This is a genomic window from Methylobacterium sp. R2-1, from assembly GCF_014191355.1.
Classification (GTDB): domain Bacteria; phylum Pseudomonadota; class Alphaproteobacteria; order Rhizobiales; family Beijerinckiaceae; genus Methylobacterium.
On sequence record NZ_JACHWM010000014.1, the window covers coordinates 171,620 to 187,445 of the forward strand.

Annotated in this window: 14 protein-coding genes and 2 pseudogenes; 9 read left to right on the forward strand and 7 right to left on the reverse strand. The window is 67.4% G+C overall.

Annotated features, from left to right (window positions below):
* Positions 1 to 60 precede the first annotated feature (60 nt).
* Positions 61 to 1,542 (forward strand): DegQ family serine endoprotease, encoded by a 1,482-nt coding sequence (locus tag FHU13_RS19870; protein ID WP_183437583.1) that lies wholly within the window; start codon positions 61 to 63, stop codon positions 1,540 to 1,542.
* A 243-nt stretch (positions 1,543 to 1,785) separates the two neighbouring features.
* Here FHU13_RS19870 and FHU13_RS19875 read toward each other — a convergent pair.
* Positions 1,786 to 1,869, reverse strand: a pseudogene (locus FHU13_RS19875) (transposase); the annotation flags it as partial.
* A 15-nt stretch (positions 1,870 to 1,884) separates the two neighbouring features.
* On the opposite strand from FHU13_RS19875, the pseudogene FHU13_RS19880 reads away from it, so the two are divergent.
* Positions 1,885 to 2,004 (forward strand): annotated as a pseudogene (locus FHU13_RS19880) (PDZ domain-containing protein); the annotation flags it as partial.
* Between the two features lie 264 nt (positions 2,005 to 2,268).
* Positions 2,269 to 2,520, forward strand: coding sequence for a hypothetical protein (locus tag FHU13_RS19885; protein WP_183437585.1), 252 nt, complete (start codon positions 2,269 to 2,271; stop codon positions 2,518 to 2,520).
* A gap of 119 nt (positions 2,521 to 2,639) precedes the next feature.
* Here the strand turns inward: FHU13_RS19885 and FHU13_RS19890 are convergent, their stop codons facing one another.
* Positions 2,640 to 2,870, reverse strand: coding sequence for a hypothetical protein (locus FHU13_RS19890; RefSeq protein WP_183437586.1), 231 nt, complete (start codon positions 2,868 to 2,870; stop codon positions 2,640 to 2,642).
* A 108-nt stretch (positions 2,871 to 2,978) separates the two neighbouring features.
* The gene (locus tag FHU13_RS19895; protein ID WP_183437587.1) at positions 2,979 to 6,029 is read right to left on the reverse strand and encodes a glycosyltransferase; all 3,051 of its coding nucleotides are present in this window, start codon (positions 6,027 to 6,029) and stop codon (positions 2,979 to 2,981) included.
* Between the two features lie 422 nt (positions 6,030 to 6,451).
* Between FHU13_RS19895 and FHU13_RS19900 the strand changes: the two genes are divergently transcribed.
* On the forward strand, positions 6,452 to 7,723 hold the full coding sequence (locus FHU13_RS19900; protein WP_312889623.1) for a hemolysin family protein: 1,272 nt from the start codon (positions 6,452 to 6,454) through the stop codon (positions 7,721 to 7,723).
* Between the two features lie 22 nt (positions 7,724 to 7,745).
* The gene (locus tag FHU13_RS19905; RefSeq protein WP_183437588.1) at positions 7,746 to 8,459 is read left to right on the forward strand and encodes an SIR2 family NAD-dependent protein deacylase; all 714 of its coding nucleotides are present in this window, start codon (positions 7,746 to 7,748) and stop codon (positions 8,457 to 8,459) included.
* A gap of 6 nt (positions 8,460 to 8,465) precedes the next feature.
* On the opposite strand, the gene FHU13_RS19910 is transcribed toward FHU13_RS19905, so the two are convergent.
* Together FHU13_RS19910 and FHU13_RS19915 are read right to left on the reverse strand one after the other, a co-directional pair.
* Entirely contained in the window at positions 8,466 to 9,212 is a 747-nt protein-coding gene (locus FHU13_RS19910) for a peptidase (RefSeq protein ID WP_183437589.1), read from the reverse strand.
* Between the two features lie 212 nt (positions 9,213 to 9,424).
* Entirely contained in the window at positions 9,425 to 10,285 is an 861-nt protein-coding gene (locus FHU13_RS19915; protein WP_183437590.1) for a transglutaminase N-terminal domain-containing protein, read from the reverse strand.
* A 537-nt stretch (positions 10,286 to 10,822) separates the two neighbouring features.
* Between FHU13_RS19915 and FHU13_RS19920 the strand changes: the two genes are divergently transcribed.
* The 4 genes from FHU13_RS19920 (at position 10,823) to FHU13_RS19935 (ending at position 12,584) form a co-directional block, all read left to right on the forward strand.
* A complete protein-coding gene (locus FHU13_RS19920) occupies positions 10,823 to 11,284 on the forward strand; it encodes a hypothetical protein (RefSeq protein ID WP_183437591.1) in 462 nt (153 codons plus the stop codon).
* Between the two features lie 157 nt (positions 11,285 to 11,441).
* Positions 11,442 to 11,843: a glycosyl hydrolase gene (locus FHU13_RS19925; protein ID WP_183437592.1), complete on the forward strand. Its 402-nt coding sequence runs from the start codon at positions 11,442 to 11,444 to the stop codon at positions 11,841 to 11,843.
* Between the two features lie 8 nt (positions 11,844 to 11,851).
* On the forward strand, positions 11,852 to 12,304 hold the full coding sequence (locus FHU13_RS19930; RefSeq protein WP_183437593.1) for a hypothetical protein: 453 nt from the start codon (positions 11,852 to 11,854) through the stop codon (positions 12,302 to 12,304).
* A gap of 40 nt (positions 12,305 to 12,344) precedes the next feature.
* On the forward strand, positions 12,345 to 12,584 hold the full coding sequence (locus tag FHU13_RS19935) for a hypothetical protein (RefSeq protein ID WP_183437594.1): 240 nt from the start codon (positions 12,345 to 12,347) through the stop codon (positions 12,582 to 12,584).
* 112 nt (positions 12,585 to 12,696) lie between these two features.
* On the opposite strand, the gene FHU13_RS19940 is transcribed toward FHU13_RS19935, so the two are convergent.
* Both FHU13_RS19940 and FHU13_RS19945 read right to left on the reverse strand, forming a co-directional pair.
* Entirely contained in the window at positions 12,697 to 14,130 is a 1,434-nt protein-coding gene (locus tag FHU13_RS19940) for an MFS transporter (RefSeq protein ID WP_312889621.1), read from the reverse strand.
* Positions 14,131 to 14,802: 672 nt separating this feature from the next.
* Positions 14,803 to 15,747 carry an alpha-E domain-containing protein gene (locus FHU13_RS19945; RefSeq protein ID WP_183437595.1) on the reverse strand — a complete coding sequence of 315 codons (945 nt, stop codon included), beginning with the start codon at positions 15,745 to 15,747 and terminating at the stop codon, positions 14,803 to 14,805.
* Between the last annotated feature and the right edge of the window lie 79 nt (positions 15,748 to 15,826).

Sequence of the window (15,826 nt, forward strand, 5' to 3'; positions counted from 1 at the left end):
CCCTGCCGCCGCGGGGTCTACATAGCCCGCACCGCTCCAGCGACCTCCGGGAGACCCCGCATGCCTTCCTCGCCGCTTCTGCCGGCCTGTCTCGTATCCGCGCTGCTCCTTGCCGCCGCACCCGTCGGCGCGCAGATGGCGAATACGCCCGCAAAGTCCGCGCCGGAGAAGCCGGCAACGGATAAATCCTCGGACAAGGCGGTGCCTCTGTCGAAGGGCGAGATCCAGCTCTCCTTCGCCCCGGTGGTGAAGCGGGCGGCGCCCTCCGTCGTCAACGTCTACGCCTCGCATGTCGAGAAGCGTTCCGCGCGCTCCAACGCCATGGAGGAGTTCATGCGACGCTTCTTCGGCGAGGACCAGCCGGGCCGCGGCCCCGGCGGCATGCCCGGCGAGCGGGCGCAGCGCTCCCTCGGCTCGGGCGTGATCGTTGATGCCTCGGGCCTCGTCATCACCAACAACCACGTCATCGAGAACATGAACGAGGTGAAGGTGGCGCTCGCCGACAAGCGCGAGTTCGAGGCGCAGTTCGTGCTGCGCGATCCCCGCACCGATCTTGCCGTCCTCAAGATCAAGAGCCCGGCCGATATCGCGCCGATGCCGATCGGCGATTCCGACCATCTGGAGGTCGGCGACTTCGTGATGGCGATCGGCAACCCCTTCGGCGTCGGGCAGACCGTGACGCAGGGCATCGTCTCGGCGCTCGCCCGTACGCAGGTCGGGTCATCGGACTACCAGTTCTTCATCCAGACCGACGCAGCGATCAATCCGGGCAATTCCGGCGGTGCGCTGGTGGACCTCAAGGGGCACCTCGTCGGCATCAACACCGCGATCTACTCGCAATCCGGCGGCAGCCACGGCATCGGCTTCGCCATTCCCGCCAGCATGGTCCGCGCGGTGGTCGAGACCGCCAAGAGCGGCGGCAGCCTCGTGCGCCGGCCCTGGCTCGGCGCCCGGGTGCAGACGGTGACGCCCGACATCGCCGAGAGCGTCGGGCTCGACCGGCCGACCGGCGTGCTGGTGGCGAGCATGCAGGCCAAGAGCCCCGCCGAGGAGGCGGGCCTCAAGCGCGGCGACGTGATCCTCTCGGTCGATGGCCAGACCGTCGATGATCCGGAAGCCTTCGGCTACCGCTACGCCCTCAAGGGTATCTCAGGCGCGGCCGATCTCGGCATCCTGCGCGGCACCAAGCGCCAGACGATCCAGGTCAAGCTCGGCCCCGCGCCTGAGACGCGCCCCCGCGACAGCCTCAAAATTCGCACCCGCACGCCGTTCGCGGGCGCGACCTTCGTCAACACCTCGCCCGCGGTGAGCGAGGAGCTTCAAGCGGACCTGCCGGAGGAAGGCGTGGCGGTGACCGCCGTCGATGACGGTTCGCTCGCGGGCCGGGCGGGCTTCCGCAAGGGCGATGTGATCGTGGCGGTCAACGGCATGCCAATCGCATCGACCAAGGATCTGGATCGGCTGACGCAGCGCAATCTCGGCCTGTGGGAGGTCGCGATCAAACGCGGCGGCGAGGTGCTCACCTCGGTGTTCGGCGGGTAAGCCTCTGGCTGAGTTATACGGTTTCCGGTTGATCGCTTCGGTCGGGGCATCGCTTGCCCCTCCCCCTCGCGGGGAAGGGTTCGGGGTGGGGGTTGGTGCAGAAGGCCCACACCGCCCCGTTCTGAACCAACCCCCACCTCCTGCCTCCTATCCACAAGGGGGAGGAGAGGTGCGCTAACCAAAACGTTCGAGCAGATGGCGTATTGGATCGTGCCGGCGCTTCAGCCGGCAAATGAGCCGATCGGCGAAGGCGTGTTCGATCGGATTGAAGCGCGGCGAGTAGGGTGGGAGGTAGCGTAGCTCGGCGCCTGCGGCCTCGATGGCCTCAGAGCGTCGGGCTTGACCGGCGTGCTGGTGGCGAGCATGCAGGCCAAGAGCCCCGCCGAGGAAGCGGGCTTCAGGCGCTGGGACGTGATCCTCTCGGTCGATGGCCAGACCGTCGATCGTCCGGAGGACTTCGGCAACGCCGTCCCCGAGGACACAGCATAACGGCCATCGCCGTGTCGGAACCGGCCTGTGGCACCGTGTGCGATTCCGCTCATCGGCCCGAGAGGCATCCCGCTAGTCTCGTGAATGGGTGCCCGGAGATGCTCTCGGTTTCGGATGTTTCTTCGGCTGTCGGCCGACGCAATCCGGTAACCGTACGAGGAAATCCGCTGGCAACCCGGCGTCCGTAGAACGGCTCCACACGAGAGCCGGAAGGGCTCCGAACGAGGGGCGGACATCATGCGGGACCTGATCAAGATCGCGGCGGCCGGAACGGTGATGGCGGCCTATGCCCTGCTGGCCCCGTCGCTCGTCGAGGCCGTACCAAGCCCCGCGGGTTCGGCAAAAACCTTCACGCAGCGCCTGCCACAGGCCGGCGGCGCAGTTCCGGTGAGCGCCCGGATCGACGATGGAGCGCCGATTCCGGGACAGATCGTGGTCACCCGCCGGCCGCTTCTGGTCGGCATCTCGACGGGCGAAACCTCCCGATGACCGCCGCCGATACAACTCTGCTCGCGGCGGCGTTCCTGCTCGGCCTCGGAGCGGCCGCTCTCCTCAACACCCTAATCGCCTGAAGCTTATCCAGTCGCGTCGGGCGTTGCGGACGCTGTTCAGGCCGCCACACTCGCCAGGGCGTGGCGGTTGCCGTTAAGGCCTGCGCAGAGATCATCGATCTCTGTCACGTCGAGGGCCTCGCCGCTGCTGGCGGCGATGGTGTCGATCAGGTCGTCCTTCCGGGGGTCGAACGGATGACCCTGCATCCGGTAGAACTGGTAGTAGCGCAACGCCGCCAGAAGCGTGTCGCGCTCGCGGGCGGTGACGGTGAGGTTCTGCGTGGTCATGGGCTTCCCCTTGGCTTGCAACGAACGCCAGGCGAGGCCGCGCGCGACTCGCCTAGCTTGACCGTTGTAGCCGCCCGGCCGCAGCCCCGTCTATGACATGTGGGGGGATCACGCTCGGCATCGCTCGCCCCGCGCCCCCCCTCTCCCAACGCCCGTGCCGGATCTGTTCGAGGGAGCCGCGGAATGGGTGCCTTCGGGTAACCCGTAATAGTCTTCCAGAATCCGCGGATAGACGGTCGGCCGAAACGGCTTGCGGGCGGCCCAGAGCGCGTCGATCGGCAGCGCGAGCAGCGCCGCGTTCAGCCGCTGCGGATCGTCGGCGAGAGCTGGATCAAGACGATGGCCCTGCCCGCTCTCGCTCAACCGCTCGGCCTGGGCGCCGAGATCGAACACCACCGGCGGCACGCCCGCCGCCAGCGCGAGGGAGAGCGTGTAGCAGTAGGTCTCTGGCGAAATTGACGGAACCAGCACCAAATCTGGATTGAGGCGGGCAATGTCCGTTAGCGCTGCGTCGTCACCGCGGTAAGGGCCGGTCTCGCGCACGCCTACGGCCTCCATGGCCCGCGGATCGGCGGAACGGCCGATGATCGTGATCTCAAGCGGGAGTTGCCTGAGCTGAGCATCAAGGGCGATGTTGTGGATCACGTCGAAGCCCTTCTGCGGGCCGATCGAACCGATCACCGCGACCCGCAGCGGACCCTCCCGGCGCTGGCGCGACTTGAACTCGACGCCGGTCAGCGTCTCCTCGTGCGGGCGCAGCACGATGCCGTCGAGATGCAGCGCGGGACCGATCCGATCGGCGAGATCGGCGGATGGGGCGAACACCGTTCCGGCGCGGCCGAGGAATCCGGCCCAGGCCCGCCGCCGCTCGGCGGGATCGGGCAGAGCGATCCGGTCGGCGTCGCGGTCGAGACGGATGCAGGCGCGGCAGGCGGCAGGCTCCGCCAGCCCGCAATAGACCCCATCGGGCCGAACGAGATTGTTGCGATGGCAGACGGTGGCGTAGTCGTGCAGCGTGACGGCGTAGCCGATGCCTGCCTCCTCGATCAGCCGCATCGCCGCACGGGTCGAGGGCGCATCGAGCCCCGCCAGCGAGTGGACATGCACCATCGACGGGCCGAGCCAACCGATCAGCTCAGCGAGGAGATCCGCGTCCCGGTCGAGGGAAAGCGGGTCGAGGATGGAGACGGGGAAATCGATCCCGCTCCCTCCGGGCAACCCGAGCTTGAACCCGCCGGGCTCGTCGGTGCGCAGGTAGACGACGGCGAGTCCGGCCTCGGCAAGCCGGAGACCCAGCGCCTCGATATGGGTCTCGACGCCGCCGCCGAGATCGTGGGTCACGATCAGGGCGAGACCACGCTCTACGCTGCCCGTGGCGCGCTTGGCGAAGCGGTAAAGGTCGAGTCGGCGCCGGGCGAAGCGGGCGGGATCGACCTTGATGTGGTTGTGGATCCGGCGCTGATAGTCGGGATGCTTGATCAGGAGCGTACGGAAGATGTCCGCGCCCTTGGTCGCGAGCAGCGCGCCGAAGGAGACGCTGCCGGAGTGGAACACAAAGACGTCGTGCGCCAGCAGGTTGATGAAGCCCGCCTTGAGGGCTCGCATGCAGAAGTCGTTCTCCTCGCCGTAGCCGCGCCCGAAGGTTTCGGCGTCGAGGAGACCCACCGCCGCGATCGCCTCCCGGCGCATCGCCATGCAGAAGCCCACGCCCGTCGGCACCGGCGAACTCGTGCGGGCGTTGCAGGCGCGGGTGAAGGCGTCGATCTCGGCGGGCGTGATCTCGAGCCGGGTCCGATTGTCGATATTCGGCCGCGGATAGCTGCAGATCGTGGCGTTGTTGGAGAACGGCGTGACCGTCGCGACGCGGGGGTCGGCGTCGATGTGCCAGAGCAGGCGATCGAGCCAGTCGCCGTAGACGACGATATCGGCATTGAGGAGCACGACATCCTTGCCCGCCGCCCGTTCCAGGCCGCGGTTGCAGGTTCGCACGAAGCCGAGATTCGCGTCGTTGACGAGGTGGGCGAACAGACCCCGGCCGGCGAGATCGGCGAGCGCCGCGCTCAGGCGCGGATCGGGGCTGCAATCGTCGATGACGAGGAGGGCGAAGGATGCGACCTGCTTCGCGCTCAGCACCGAGTGGATCGCCCGCAAGGTGTCGTCGTAGCCCTTGTAGACGGGCATGATCAGGACGGCCCGCGCCGCCGCGATGTCGGCGGCGGGCTCCGCCTGCTTCCACTCGGCGGGCGTCGGCGCGACCTGCGCGGGCCAGGTGCCGAGGCCGAAGGGCGTCGGCCGGTAGCCGCGCGCGCGGCCCACCGCGAGATAGTGGAAGAACGGGTTGACCCCCGCACCGATCTCCCGCCGGTAATGCTTCCGATAGAAGCGGACCGAGAAGTCGGGGCTCGGGTCGCGGTCCTCGCGGGCGCCGAAATCGAGGAAATGGCGGACCGGATCGACGCCGGAGCGGCGGATGTCGGCGTTGGTGTCGAGGTAGTGCTCCCGGTCGAAGGCGGCCGCGACCGTCTCGTAGATCTGCGCGTCGGAGGCCTCGGCCGGATCGGCGGGAAGCACCATGGCTTGCGGCTTGGCGCGTCGCACGGGCGGGGTGGCGGCCTCCGAGGCCTGGAGCCGCCGCGTGGCGGCGAAATGGTAGAGCGGGCTGACGCCGAGGCGCCGCATATGGGCGTGGCGCTGCAGATAGGCATCGCCCGAGAAGGCGTCGTTGGGGTCGAGCCCGCGCCGCCAGCCCTTGGTCAGGTAGTGGGCGAGCGGGTCCTCTCCCCCCTCGAGACCGGCGAGGCGGGCGTAGTACGGCGCATCGAAATAGGGTTCGACGACGGCGGCCTGGAGCGCCGGAAAATCCGGACCGGGCTGCGTCGCGACCCGGAGCCGCTCTGCTCCGGAGAGTCCCGCGTAGTGGAGAAGGGGGTTGATCGGCGCACGGTCGGCAAGGTGGCGGTCGAGGTAGAACAGGGTCGAGAACACGGCCGATGGGTCGCGGCCTTCAAGCCAGCCGTGGTCGAGGTAGTGCAGGAGCGGATCGCCCCCGCCCGCAGCCACATCGGGATAGGCCGAGCGGTAAAAGGCGGGATCGAAGAAGGGGGCAGCGGTCGCGGCATCACGGCGCTTGGGCCGAAACAGCTTCGGCAGCTTGATCACGGCCACATCCCTCGACAACGCAGATACCGGGCCCCGCCGCCGGGATTGGCCCCTTGGAAAGCATGGGAACGAAGTGTGGCGCGGCCGGGGCGATGCTGTCTCCATACTGCATCGTTCCGAAAGGTGGCGGGCGGCTCTTACGAAAATGACGCTGCGCTCGCCAATCTCGTGACGCAGGCGAGGTGGCCCACGCGAGAATGCGCCCGAACCTCTTCCCCCGCGACGGGGTTCGGCTCTAAGAGTGCCTCACAAAACTCCCGATCACCGTACGGTTGCTTTCCGGGCGCGACGGCGCAGCGGGCGTTTTGTGAGAGACATTCAGCATCGGTGCCGCCTCAGGTGCGGTCAGCAGTGCGGCTTGGCCCCGGGAGGGCACGATTTCGGACGGTCTCTGGTCATCGGCGCTCGGCCTCGTCGCGGTCATCGCGCTCGTCTTTGCCAACGGCTTCTTTGTCGCGGCGGAATTTTCCCTCGTCGCCGTGCGGCGCAGCCGGGTCGCCGAACTCGTCAACGAGGGGCGGCTCAATGCTAAGGCGCTTCAGCGCGCCACCGACCGGCTCGACGCGCATCTCGCCGCGACGCAGCTCGGCATCACCCTCTCCTCGCTGGCGCTCGGCTGGGTCGGCGAGCCGGCCCTGGCCCACCTGATCGAGCCGCTGTTCCAGTGGCTGCCCGACGGGGCCGTCGGCGTCACCACGCACACGCTGGCCGTAACCCTGGCCTTTGCCGTCATCACCACGCTGCATATCGTGCTGGGTGAGCTGGCGCCGAAAAGCCTCGCGCTCCAGCGCAGCGAGCGTACGGCGCTCGTGATTGTCCGGCCACTGACCCTGTTCCTGCTGATCTTCGGCCCGGCGATCCACCTCCTCAACGGTCTCGGCAACGGCGTGCTGCGCATGCTCGGCCTGCGGCCCGGCGAGGGCGAGGGAAATCTCCCCTCCCCGAAGGAGCTCAGCCTGCTCGTCACCGCGAGCCACGAGGCGGGATTGCTGCACGAGGCACAGGAGGATGCGGTGGCACGCATCCTCGCCATCGGCGAGCGGCGCATCCGCGAGATCATGACGCCGCGCAACGAGGTGGACTGGGTCGATCTCGACGATACCCAGGAGGAGATCATCGAGGCGGTGCGGGCGTGCCGCCACGAGCAGCTCGTCGTGAGCCGCGCGCAGATCGACGACGTCGTCGGCGTGCTGCGCAAGCAGGACCTGCTCGACCAGTTTCTCGACAGCAAGCCCCTCGACGTGAAGGGAGCGACCCGCGAGCCCATCGTCGTCCACGAGGGGCTGGCGATCCTGAAAGTGCTGGAGATGTTCCAGACCAAGCCCGTACGCATGGCGATCGTCGTGGACGAGTACGGGAGCCTGGAGGGCATCGTCACCCAGACCGACCTGCTGGAGGCGATGGCCGGCGAGATCCCCGAGCCCGGCGAGGAGCGGATGGTGGTCGAGCGCGAGGATGGCTCGCTGCTCATCGACGGCATGATGTCGGCGACCGACGCCTTCGATCGCCTCGGCTTTCCGGAACGGCCGCGCTCGGACGACTTTTCCACCCTCGCCGGCTTCTTCATCGTCCAGCTCGGACGCATCCCGACGGAGGGCGATGCGATCGAGACGCAAGGGTGGCGGATCGAAGTCGTCGATATGGACGGGCGGCGCATCGACAAGGTGCTCGCCGCGCGTCTGCCCGACGCTTGAGCGATGCCATGACAGCGATACCATGACCCGCAACGTCTTCGCCCTCACCGGCGCCGGGATCTCCGCCGAGAGCGGGCTCGGCACGTTCCGCGACACGGACGGCGCGTGGGCGCGCTTCGATCCCATGCGCCTCGCGACGCCTGAGGGCTTCGCCGCCGATCCGGTGCTCGTCCACGAGTTCTACAATCATCGCCGCCGCGACGCGCTTGCCGCCGCGCCGAACCCGGCGCACGCGGCGCTGGCCCGGCTGGAAACGGAACTGGCGGAGCGCGGCGGTCGGCTGTTCCTGTGCACGCAGAACATCGACGACCTGCACGAGCGGGAAGGCTCGCGCCACGTCGTTCACATGCACGGCGAGTTGCTGAGAGCCCGCTGCACCGCCTGCGGCACGGAAGCCGTCTGGCACGACGATCTCACCGTCGAGACGCCCTGCCCGCATTGCGGCCGCAGCGGCGGGATGCGGCCCGACGTGGTGTGGTTCGGCGAGATGCCCAAACATCTCGACACCATCGACGAGGCGCTGGCCGAGGCCGACCTGTTCGTGGCGGTCGGCACCTCCGGCGCGGTCTACCCGGCCGCGGGCTACGTGGCGCAAGCCCGCGCCTTCGGCATCCCGACGCTCGCCCTCAACCTGGAGGCCGCCGACAATGCCGGGATGTTCGAGGCGACCCGGCTCGGGCGCGCGAGCGAGACGGTGCCGGCCTTCGTGGAGGAGGTCTTGGGCGAGCGGCGATAGCCCTGCCTACCGCTGCGGCCCGTAGGGCGGCCGCGGGATCGCACGGTGGGCCGCCCTCAGCGCCGCCGACCAGCGTTCGCGCAGATCGTGGAAGTAGCTCTCGCCGGCCTCGATGCGGTGGCTCACTTCGAGGTCGAGGGCGCCGCGGCGTTGCATGGCGATGTCGATCGGCAGGCCGACGCCGAGATTCGAGCGCATGGTCGAGTCCATCGAGACGAGGCCGACCTTCAGCGCGTCGTAGAGATCGGTCTCGAAGGTCACCGCCCGGTCGAGGATCGGCTTGCCATACTTGTGCTCACCGATCTGGAGGAAGGGCGCCTCGCGGCTGCATTCGATGAAGTTGCCCGCCGAGTAGATCATGAACAGCCGCATCGGCTCGTCCCCGATCTGGCCACCGAACAGGAACGAGACCTCCATGCGCAGGTTGGCGGCCTCGAAGCCGGCCTGCTCGATCTCGCGCACCCGGCGGATCGCCCGGCCGACGAGCTGAGCCGCCTTGAACATGGTCGCCGCGTCCTCGAGCTTGGGCGGCGTCTCGCCCTCGACGTCGTCGACGCCCTCGCGGAGCATGCTCAGCACCGACTGCGTCATGGAGAGGTTGCCGGCCGAGGCCAGCATCATCACCCGCTCACCCGGCACGTTGAACATGTGCAACTTGCGATAGGTCGAGATGTTGTCGAGCCCCGCATTGGTGCGGGTGTCGGCGATCATCACCAGCCCGTCCTCGACGAGCACTCCGACGCAGTAGGTCATGGCGGCACCCGCCTCAGGCAGAAGGGCCCGGCGAGCCGGGCGGAACGAGGCGGCTCGCTTCGCACGCGCCGAGCGCGGGCCGCAAGACAACTTTTTCGAAGCGGAACCTCCGGGCCGAGACTCCGCGCCGAGTCTCGGCTCTTACCAAATCCGCTCAGGCACCGCGCGGGCTTGGCTGATACGGTCCCCGCCTCGATCAAGCAGAGACCGTATTAGCCCTGCGATTGGCTCTGGCTCTGCTGGCCTCGTGCCTGGTGCTGCGATTGCACCTGCTCGACCCGCAGGGCCACGTCGAGGGTTTCGGTGCCACCGCCCATGCGGCTGCCGCGGATCGGTGCGGCGCCGAGATAGTCGAGTCCGATGGCGACGCGCACATGCGCCTCGGTCGCGGAAAGGCCGTTGGCGGGGTCGAAGCCGACCCAGCCGAGTTCCGGCACCAGCGATTCGGCCCAGGCATGCCCCGCCTTCTGGTCATCACCGCCGTCGTCCCGGCGAAAATAGCCGGAGACGTAGCGGGACGGGATCTCCAGGTGCCGGGCGACAGCGAGGAAGATGTGGGTGAGATCCTGGCACACGCCCTTGCCCACCTCGAAGGACTGGGCGGCACTGGTGCTGGCGCTGGTCGGGCCCGGCTCGAAGGTCACGGCGTCGTGCACGGCGGCGAGAAGGCGGTGGAGTGTCGGGAGCGGATCGCGCTCCCCCTCCCCGGCGACCCTTTTCGCGAAGGCCTTGAGTTCCGGGCTCGCCTCGGTGAGCGGAGTGTCGCGCAGGTAGAACAGGTCGGGCAGGCGCTCGACCGCGCCGCGCACGATGCCGTTGGTCTCGAAGGTCTCGATCTCGCCGGTCACCCGTACGGTGAGCGCGTCGGTGGGGTCGTCGGCGGTGAACCAGTGGACGAGGTTGCCGAAGCCGTCCTCGCGGGCGGTGAGCCGCCCGTTGACGGAAGGCTCGATCCGCCACTCGCGCACGTGCTGCCCGTCATGGTCGCGCGGTGTCAGCCTCAGGATCTGGATGAGGCCGCGAGCCGGCTGCTCGTAGGTGTAGACCGTATCGTGGACGATCCGGATGCGCATGCCTTGATCCTGCCGGGACAACTCGCGGCAAGCTAGGACACGGGAGGCGGTTTGGAAATCGGGAGGCTTGCCCAAAGCTTTGGCAACATGGGTTTTCTCGCCCGGTCGCTCTCATGGAGTCGCCTCGGCGCGGTGTTGCGAAGCGACAGACCGGAGGATGTCCCGGACAAGGACGCAGCACCTGAACCAGTCCACGGGCAGCATGCGACAGGAACGGCAGGGTCGTGCCGTCAGCAGCGCCGGAAATGACCCGGAACGATATGGCCAGGAGCACCGTTTCTGGCGCCCGGGTCAACAGTTCAGCCCGTTGAGAGACAATCCGACCAGAAGTTACAACCTCGCATCCCGATTTTCGCAATCCTCGCTCGCCTCCAGGGCCACAGCCCAACGGGAGAGTTTTGCCATTTTGAGTATCGGATTGCGTTAATCTGCCGTTCATTGCAGCATTTTGTTCGATATGGACGCAGATTTCCTGGAACGGTCTTTCTGACTCTTCCGTTTCTGGTCCCGCAACAACCCAAACATCTGGAGGAATACATGCTCAAGCACATTCGCGTTGCAGCTCTTGCCAGCACCTTCGTCATCGGCGGCGCGGCACTTGCCCTTGCCCAGTCATCCTCGACCACCGGCACCGGCGGCTCCTCGGCGGGCGGCGGCACCAGTTCCTCGACGGTGGGGACCGGCGGCTCCTCGGCCGGCTCGGGCAGCGGCTCGGGCTCGTCCTCGACGCTCGGCACCGGCGGCTCTTCGGCAGGCGGCGGCACCAGTTCCTCGACGGTGGGGACCGGCGGCTCCTCGACCGGTTCGGGCAGCGGTTCGGGCTCCTCCGTAGGCACCGGCGGGTCCTCGGCCGGCAAGAGCGGCAGCGGCTCCTCCATGGGTTCGGGCGGCTCCTCGTCCGGCATGTCCGACAGCGCGGGCAAGTCGGGCAGCGCTCCGGGCCATGACAAGAGCGGCCCTGGAAACTCCGAGAACGCTCCGGGCCACAACAAGCGCTGAGCCTCGACGGGCGTGACGGCGCGGGCGCGGTTCGGACGAGCCGCGCCCGTCCTGGTCTCTCTCACGAAACGCCCGCCGCGCTGCCATCGCCAGAGCGAGAACGGTCAGAGGCCGGAAGTTTTGTGAGGCACTCTTAGCTTCTGAGGAGAGACGCACCATGGCACGCGTGATCCTACCGCTTCTCGGCGGTGCACTCGCTCTGTCCGGCATCGCCGCGAGTCAGACCCAGACCAGCGCTCAGACCAGCACCGTTCAGACAGGTCCGAACGGCGTCTCGGGCAGCACGACCGTCACCACCGGCCCCAATGGCAAGCCGTGCCGGGTCGTCCAATCCGATGATGCCAAGAACGCCGCGAACAACACCGGCACGCTGTCGAGTTCGGTCACGGCCGGTCCCGATGGCGTGAAGAGTTCCACCACCGGAGGCCCATCGGTGACGACACGATCGGGCAACGGCACGAGCAGCAGCTCGGCCTCAAGTTCGAGCACCGGCGGCGGCAGCACAGTGACGACGACCGGTGACGGCGACTGCGTGATCACCGTGCCGAGCAGGAAGTGAGAGGTTCCATGAGCATCACCAAGACGACCATCCGGGCAACGACGGCGCTCGCCGCCCTCGGTCTCGTCCTTGTCCCGGCTCTCGCGCATGCGCAGGGCGGAGGCGCGACGGCGGGCAGCGCCGGCTCGGCGGCGTCCGGCGGCACATCCGCCTCGACCGTCGGCACGGGCGGTACCTCGGCCGGCGCGAATGGCGGCACGGGCTCTTCGTTGGCGACGGGCGGCGCTGCCGCCGGCGGCAAGACCATGGACCGCTCGCACGTGAACGAGACCGGCAATGGTGGCCTCAACGGCCAGTCAAAGGCCATGGCCCATGACGGCGGCACGTTCTCGAAGTCGCAGACCAAGACCAAGGTTCGTGATGGAGAGAGCGTCGAGTCGCGCACCAAGACCATGTCGCACGAGCCCGGCTCGAAGCCCGTCAAATCCACGACCACCACCGGCTCGACGACCGGCCAGTGAGACCGAACCGATTTTATCCGATCCGACCGCAGGAGGCCCGATGCTGCGCAAACCGACTCTGACCCTTCTCTCCGTCCTGGCGTTTGCCGGCGGCATCCTCGGCACCACCTCGGCCGCCATGGCCGACCCGCCCTGGGCACGCGGCGGACGCGGCTTCCATCATGGCGGCCCGCCGCCCTGGGCACCGGCTCACGGCTGGCGGCGCAAGCACGAGTTCGGCGGCCATTATGGCCGCTCCCGGTACGACGAGCGGCGGCGCTACGACCGGTACCGCTACTGACCGCATGGCTCTCCGCTTCGCGCGGAGTGCATCGGCTCCAACCGGGGCCGCTCGAACCGGCAGCCGTGCCCCGGCCAACGAGGCCGGACACGGCTGTCGGCGAATTCGGCGCTCAGGCCATCCGGCGCTGCACGGCGCCAGCCGGCATCGGACCTCTCGGCCCGTCGCTGAGCGGGCTCGCGTTGTAGCTCTGGACGAGGTCGTGCGCCTCCTGCTCACTCGCGGCGGCCGGCGGCGACCCCCACATGCTCGTCCCGTTGGGCTCACGGATGACGAGGATCGAGACGGCGCCGATCACGCCGGCGATCATCAGATAATAGGCGGGCCAATTGAGATCGCCCGTATATGCCACGAGCGATCCGACGACGACCGACGTCGTTCCGGCAAACAGCGAAACCGACACGTTGAAGGAGATCGAGAGGCCGCTCGCACGGATATTCGTGGGGAAGAGGGCCGGCAGCGTCGACGGCATCGTGGCGCTGAAGCAGATCAGCAGCAGCCCCATGATCAGCAGGCCGGAGAACACCGCGGCCTCGCTCTGGCTGCGGATCAGCAGGATCATCGGCAACGCCAGGACCACGAGACCGACCGACCCGATCAGGGCGAAAGGCTTGCGCCCGAAACGGTCGGACAGGCGGCCGATGAACGGGATCGACAGGAGCGCCAGCACCATCACCACGATCTGCAGGACCTGCGACTCCGTCGGCGAGATGCCGCCGGCCTGCTGCATCATCGGCAGGGTCTGCGTCACGTAGGTCGGCATGTAGGATGTCAGCATGTAGTTCGGCACGTTCCAGGCGAGCGCCAGGCCCATGCAGACGAGGACGTAGGGCCAGAGGACGAAGATGTCCTTCGCGGTCTGCCCCGCGCGCAGACTCTTCTCGCGATCCTCCGCCTCCTGTTCGAGGGCGGCGAAAGCGGGCGTTTCCGCGAGTTGCGAGCGCATGTAGACGCCGACGAGCCCGAGCGGCAGGGCCAGGAAGAACGGCAGGCGCCAGCCCCAGTCGAGCAGTTGCTCCTCGGTCAGGGCAACGCCAGCCAAGGTCACGACGATCGCGCCCAGCAGGTATCCCGTGAAGGTTCCGAATTCCAACCAGCTGCCGAGATAGCCGCGGCGCCGGTCGGGTGCGTACTCGGCGATGAAGGTCATGGCGCTTCCGTACTCGCCGCCGGTGGAGAATCCCTGGACCAGCCGCGCGACTAGAAGAAGAAGGGGCGCGGCGATGCCGATGCTCTCCTGGCTCGGGATGCAGCCGATCGCGAAAGTGCCGACGGCCATCAGGATCATCGTGGCCGCGAGCACCTTGTTGCGGCCGATCCGGTCGGCCAGCGGACCGAAGAACATGCCGCCGAGCGGCCGGATCAGGAACGCGACCGCGAAGAGTCCGAACGTCGCGATCTCACCCATCGTGTGCGAGAGATTGGAAAAGAACACCTTCTGAATCGTCGGCTCGAAGAAGGCGTAGACGCCGAAATCGTACCACTCGGCGACATTTCCGATCGAAGCGGCCGAGATGGCGCGCCGGATCGTCGACGGCTCGGTCACAGTACAGTCCGAAGCCTTCCAATCTTTGTCGTCGTCAACATGCATTGACAGCATAGCTTGTATATCTCCGCAGGGCTACTGAGAAGAAAAATACATTACTGAAATGACAGGCACGCTGATGCGCTCATCGCCGCGATACAGTCGCTGCGGCGATCATGAATAAGCAATAGTCGAAGACCGGCGCTGGTCTTCCTCCCGAACGGCAAGGCCGAATAATTTTTATCCATTAGAGCCGCAGCCGGCGCCCGCACAGGCTGCAACCAGGGACTACTTTGATCGAGCCTTCGGCCGCGACTTGTCACGAAGCGACATTTTTTTGCAGATTGTTACAATGCGGCTCAGTCAATCCCGTGGACTATAGGTGCAATGCAGCAAATTCAGTCGCCGCCACACGTCGCGACGACTTCAACGAAAGCAATCCGAGCCCACGATCTTTATGAGAATTCAGGCCACGATCAAGGCAGCAACAGGCGGCCGCCGACGCGCATCGCCCGACATCAGGGTCGCGCCGGACATCGTGGCGTCCCTCGTGCGACCGACACCAATTCGAGCCGAAATCGAGCAAGTCCCTCCGCGATCAACGAAGACCGCGGTCGGCCAGCCTACCGCGAAGTGCTCGCCCTGCAAGCTTTCCGGACGGTGAGGCGGCTCTCCTGCGCTCCTATCCGGTCCTCACACCAGATATTGCTCGCTGATCGCCGCCCCGAGCCCGTTGTTCTCGACGATGAAGCCCTGGATGAACTCGTGAAGGCCCGAGGCGAAGATGCGCTCGATGTCGGCGCCCGCGAGCTTCGCCCGCATGTTGCTCGCCAGCCGCTGGCTCTCGCCGCGGCGGCCGTAGGCGTCGGCGATGAGATCGAGATGCTCCACCAGCATCCGGTAGCAACTCGCGAGCGAGCGCGGCATCTCGGGATTGAGGATCAGCAGGTCGGCGACGAGCACCGGCTTGATGCTCTCACGATAGACCCAGTGATAGGCATTGAATGCCGAGACCTCGCGCAGGATCGTGGTCCATTGGAAGTAGTCGAGCGAGCCGCCGACCCGCTCGGAGGCCGGCAGCAGGATCTGGTACTTCACGTCGAGAATGCGCGCGGTGTTGTCCGCCCGCTCGATGGCGGTGCCGGCGCGGGTGAACCAATAGGCGTCGTTCCTCAGCATCGTCCGGTAGGCCGAGCCGTCGAAGGTGAGCGAGACCCGTTTCACCCAGTCGAGGAACTGCGTGAATTCTTCGCGGGAGAGGTCGCGGCCTTCATAGGAGCGAAGTTCCAGCCACGCGCCGTTGATCGTGTCCCACATCTCGGTGGTGAGGGCCGTGCGGATCGAGCGGGCGTTCTCCCGCGCCGTGGCGATGCAGGAACGGATCGAGGATGGGTTGTGGGCTGAGAAGGCCAGGAAGTTGCAGACGGTGTGCTCGTTGACCGCGTCGTAGAGCGTCTTGAACAGCGCGGGATCGCCCGCCGAGGACAGGGCCGAGGCCCACTCGTTCGAGGTGCGTCCGCCGTAGTTCGACGGCAATGCCGTGAGCCGCAGGGCCGCATCGAGGATGCGGGCGAGAAAATCCGCCCGCTCGGCGTAGCGCGAGAGCCAGTAGAGGTTGTCGGCAGTCCGGGACAGCATGGGGTCAGCTCGCGGGCGCGGTGGCGACCGGGACGGCAGATGCGCGGTGTTTCACCACCGACGCCGCCCGGTCCGCCGA

What these genes read in the sequence shown, in the direction of transcription:
- FHU13_RS19870 (WP_183437583.1), top strand. Translation starts at nt 61, where the DNA reads ATGCCTTCCTCGCCGCTTCTGCCGGCCTGTCTCGTATCCGCGCTGCTC.
- FHU13_RS19885 (WP_183437585.1), top strand. Translation starts at nt 2,269, where the DNA reads ATGCGGGACCTGATCAAGATCGCGGCGGCCGGAACGGTGATGGCGGCC.
- FHU13_RS19890 (WP_183437586.1), bottom strand. Translation starts at nt 2,870, where the DNA reads ATGACCACGCAGAACCTCACCGTCACCGCCCGCGAGCGCGACACGCTT.
- FHU13_RS19905 (WP_183437588.1), top strand. Translation starts at nt 7,746, where the DNA reads ATGACCCGCAACGTCTTCGCCCTCACCGGCGCCGGGATCTCCGCCGAG.
- FHU13_RS19910 (WP_183437589.1), bottom strand. Translation starts at nt 9,212, where the DNA reads ATGACCTACTGCGTCGGAGTGCTCGTCGAGGACGGGCTGGTGATGATC.
- FHU13_RS19915 (WP_183437590.1), bottom strand. Translation starts at nt 10,285, where the DNA reads ATGCGCATCCGGATCGTCCACGATACGGTCTACACCTACGAGCAGCCG.
- FHU13_RS19920 (WP_183437591.1), top strand. Translation starts at nt 10,823, where the DNA reads ATGCTCAAGCACATTCGCGTTGCAGCTCTTGCCAGCACCTTCGTCATC.
- FHU13_RS19925 (WP_183437592.1), top strand. Translation starts at nt 11,442, where the DNA reads ATGGCACGCGTGATCCTACCGCTTCTCGGCGGTGCACTCGCTCTGTCC.
- FHU13_RS19930 (WP_183437593.1), top strand. Translation starts at nt 11,852, where the DNA reads ATGAGCATCACCAAGACGACCATCCGGGCAACGACGGCGCTCGCCGCC.
- FHU13_RS19935 (WP_183437594.1), top strand. Translation starts at nt 12,345, where the DNA reads ATGCTGCGCAAACCGACTCTGACCCTTCTCTCCGTCCTGGCGTTTGCC.
- FHU13_RS19945 (WP_183437595.1), bottom strand. Translation starts at nt 15,747, where the DNA reads ATGCTGTCCCGGACTGCCGACAACCTCTACTGGCTCTCGCGCTACGCC.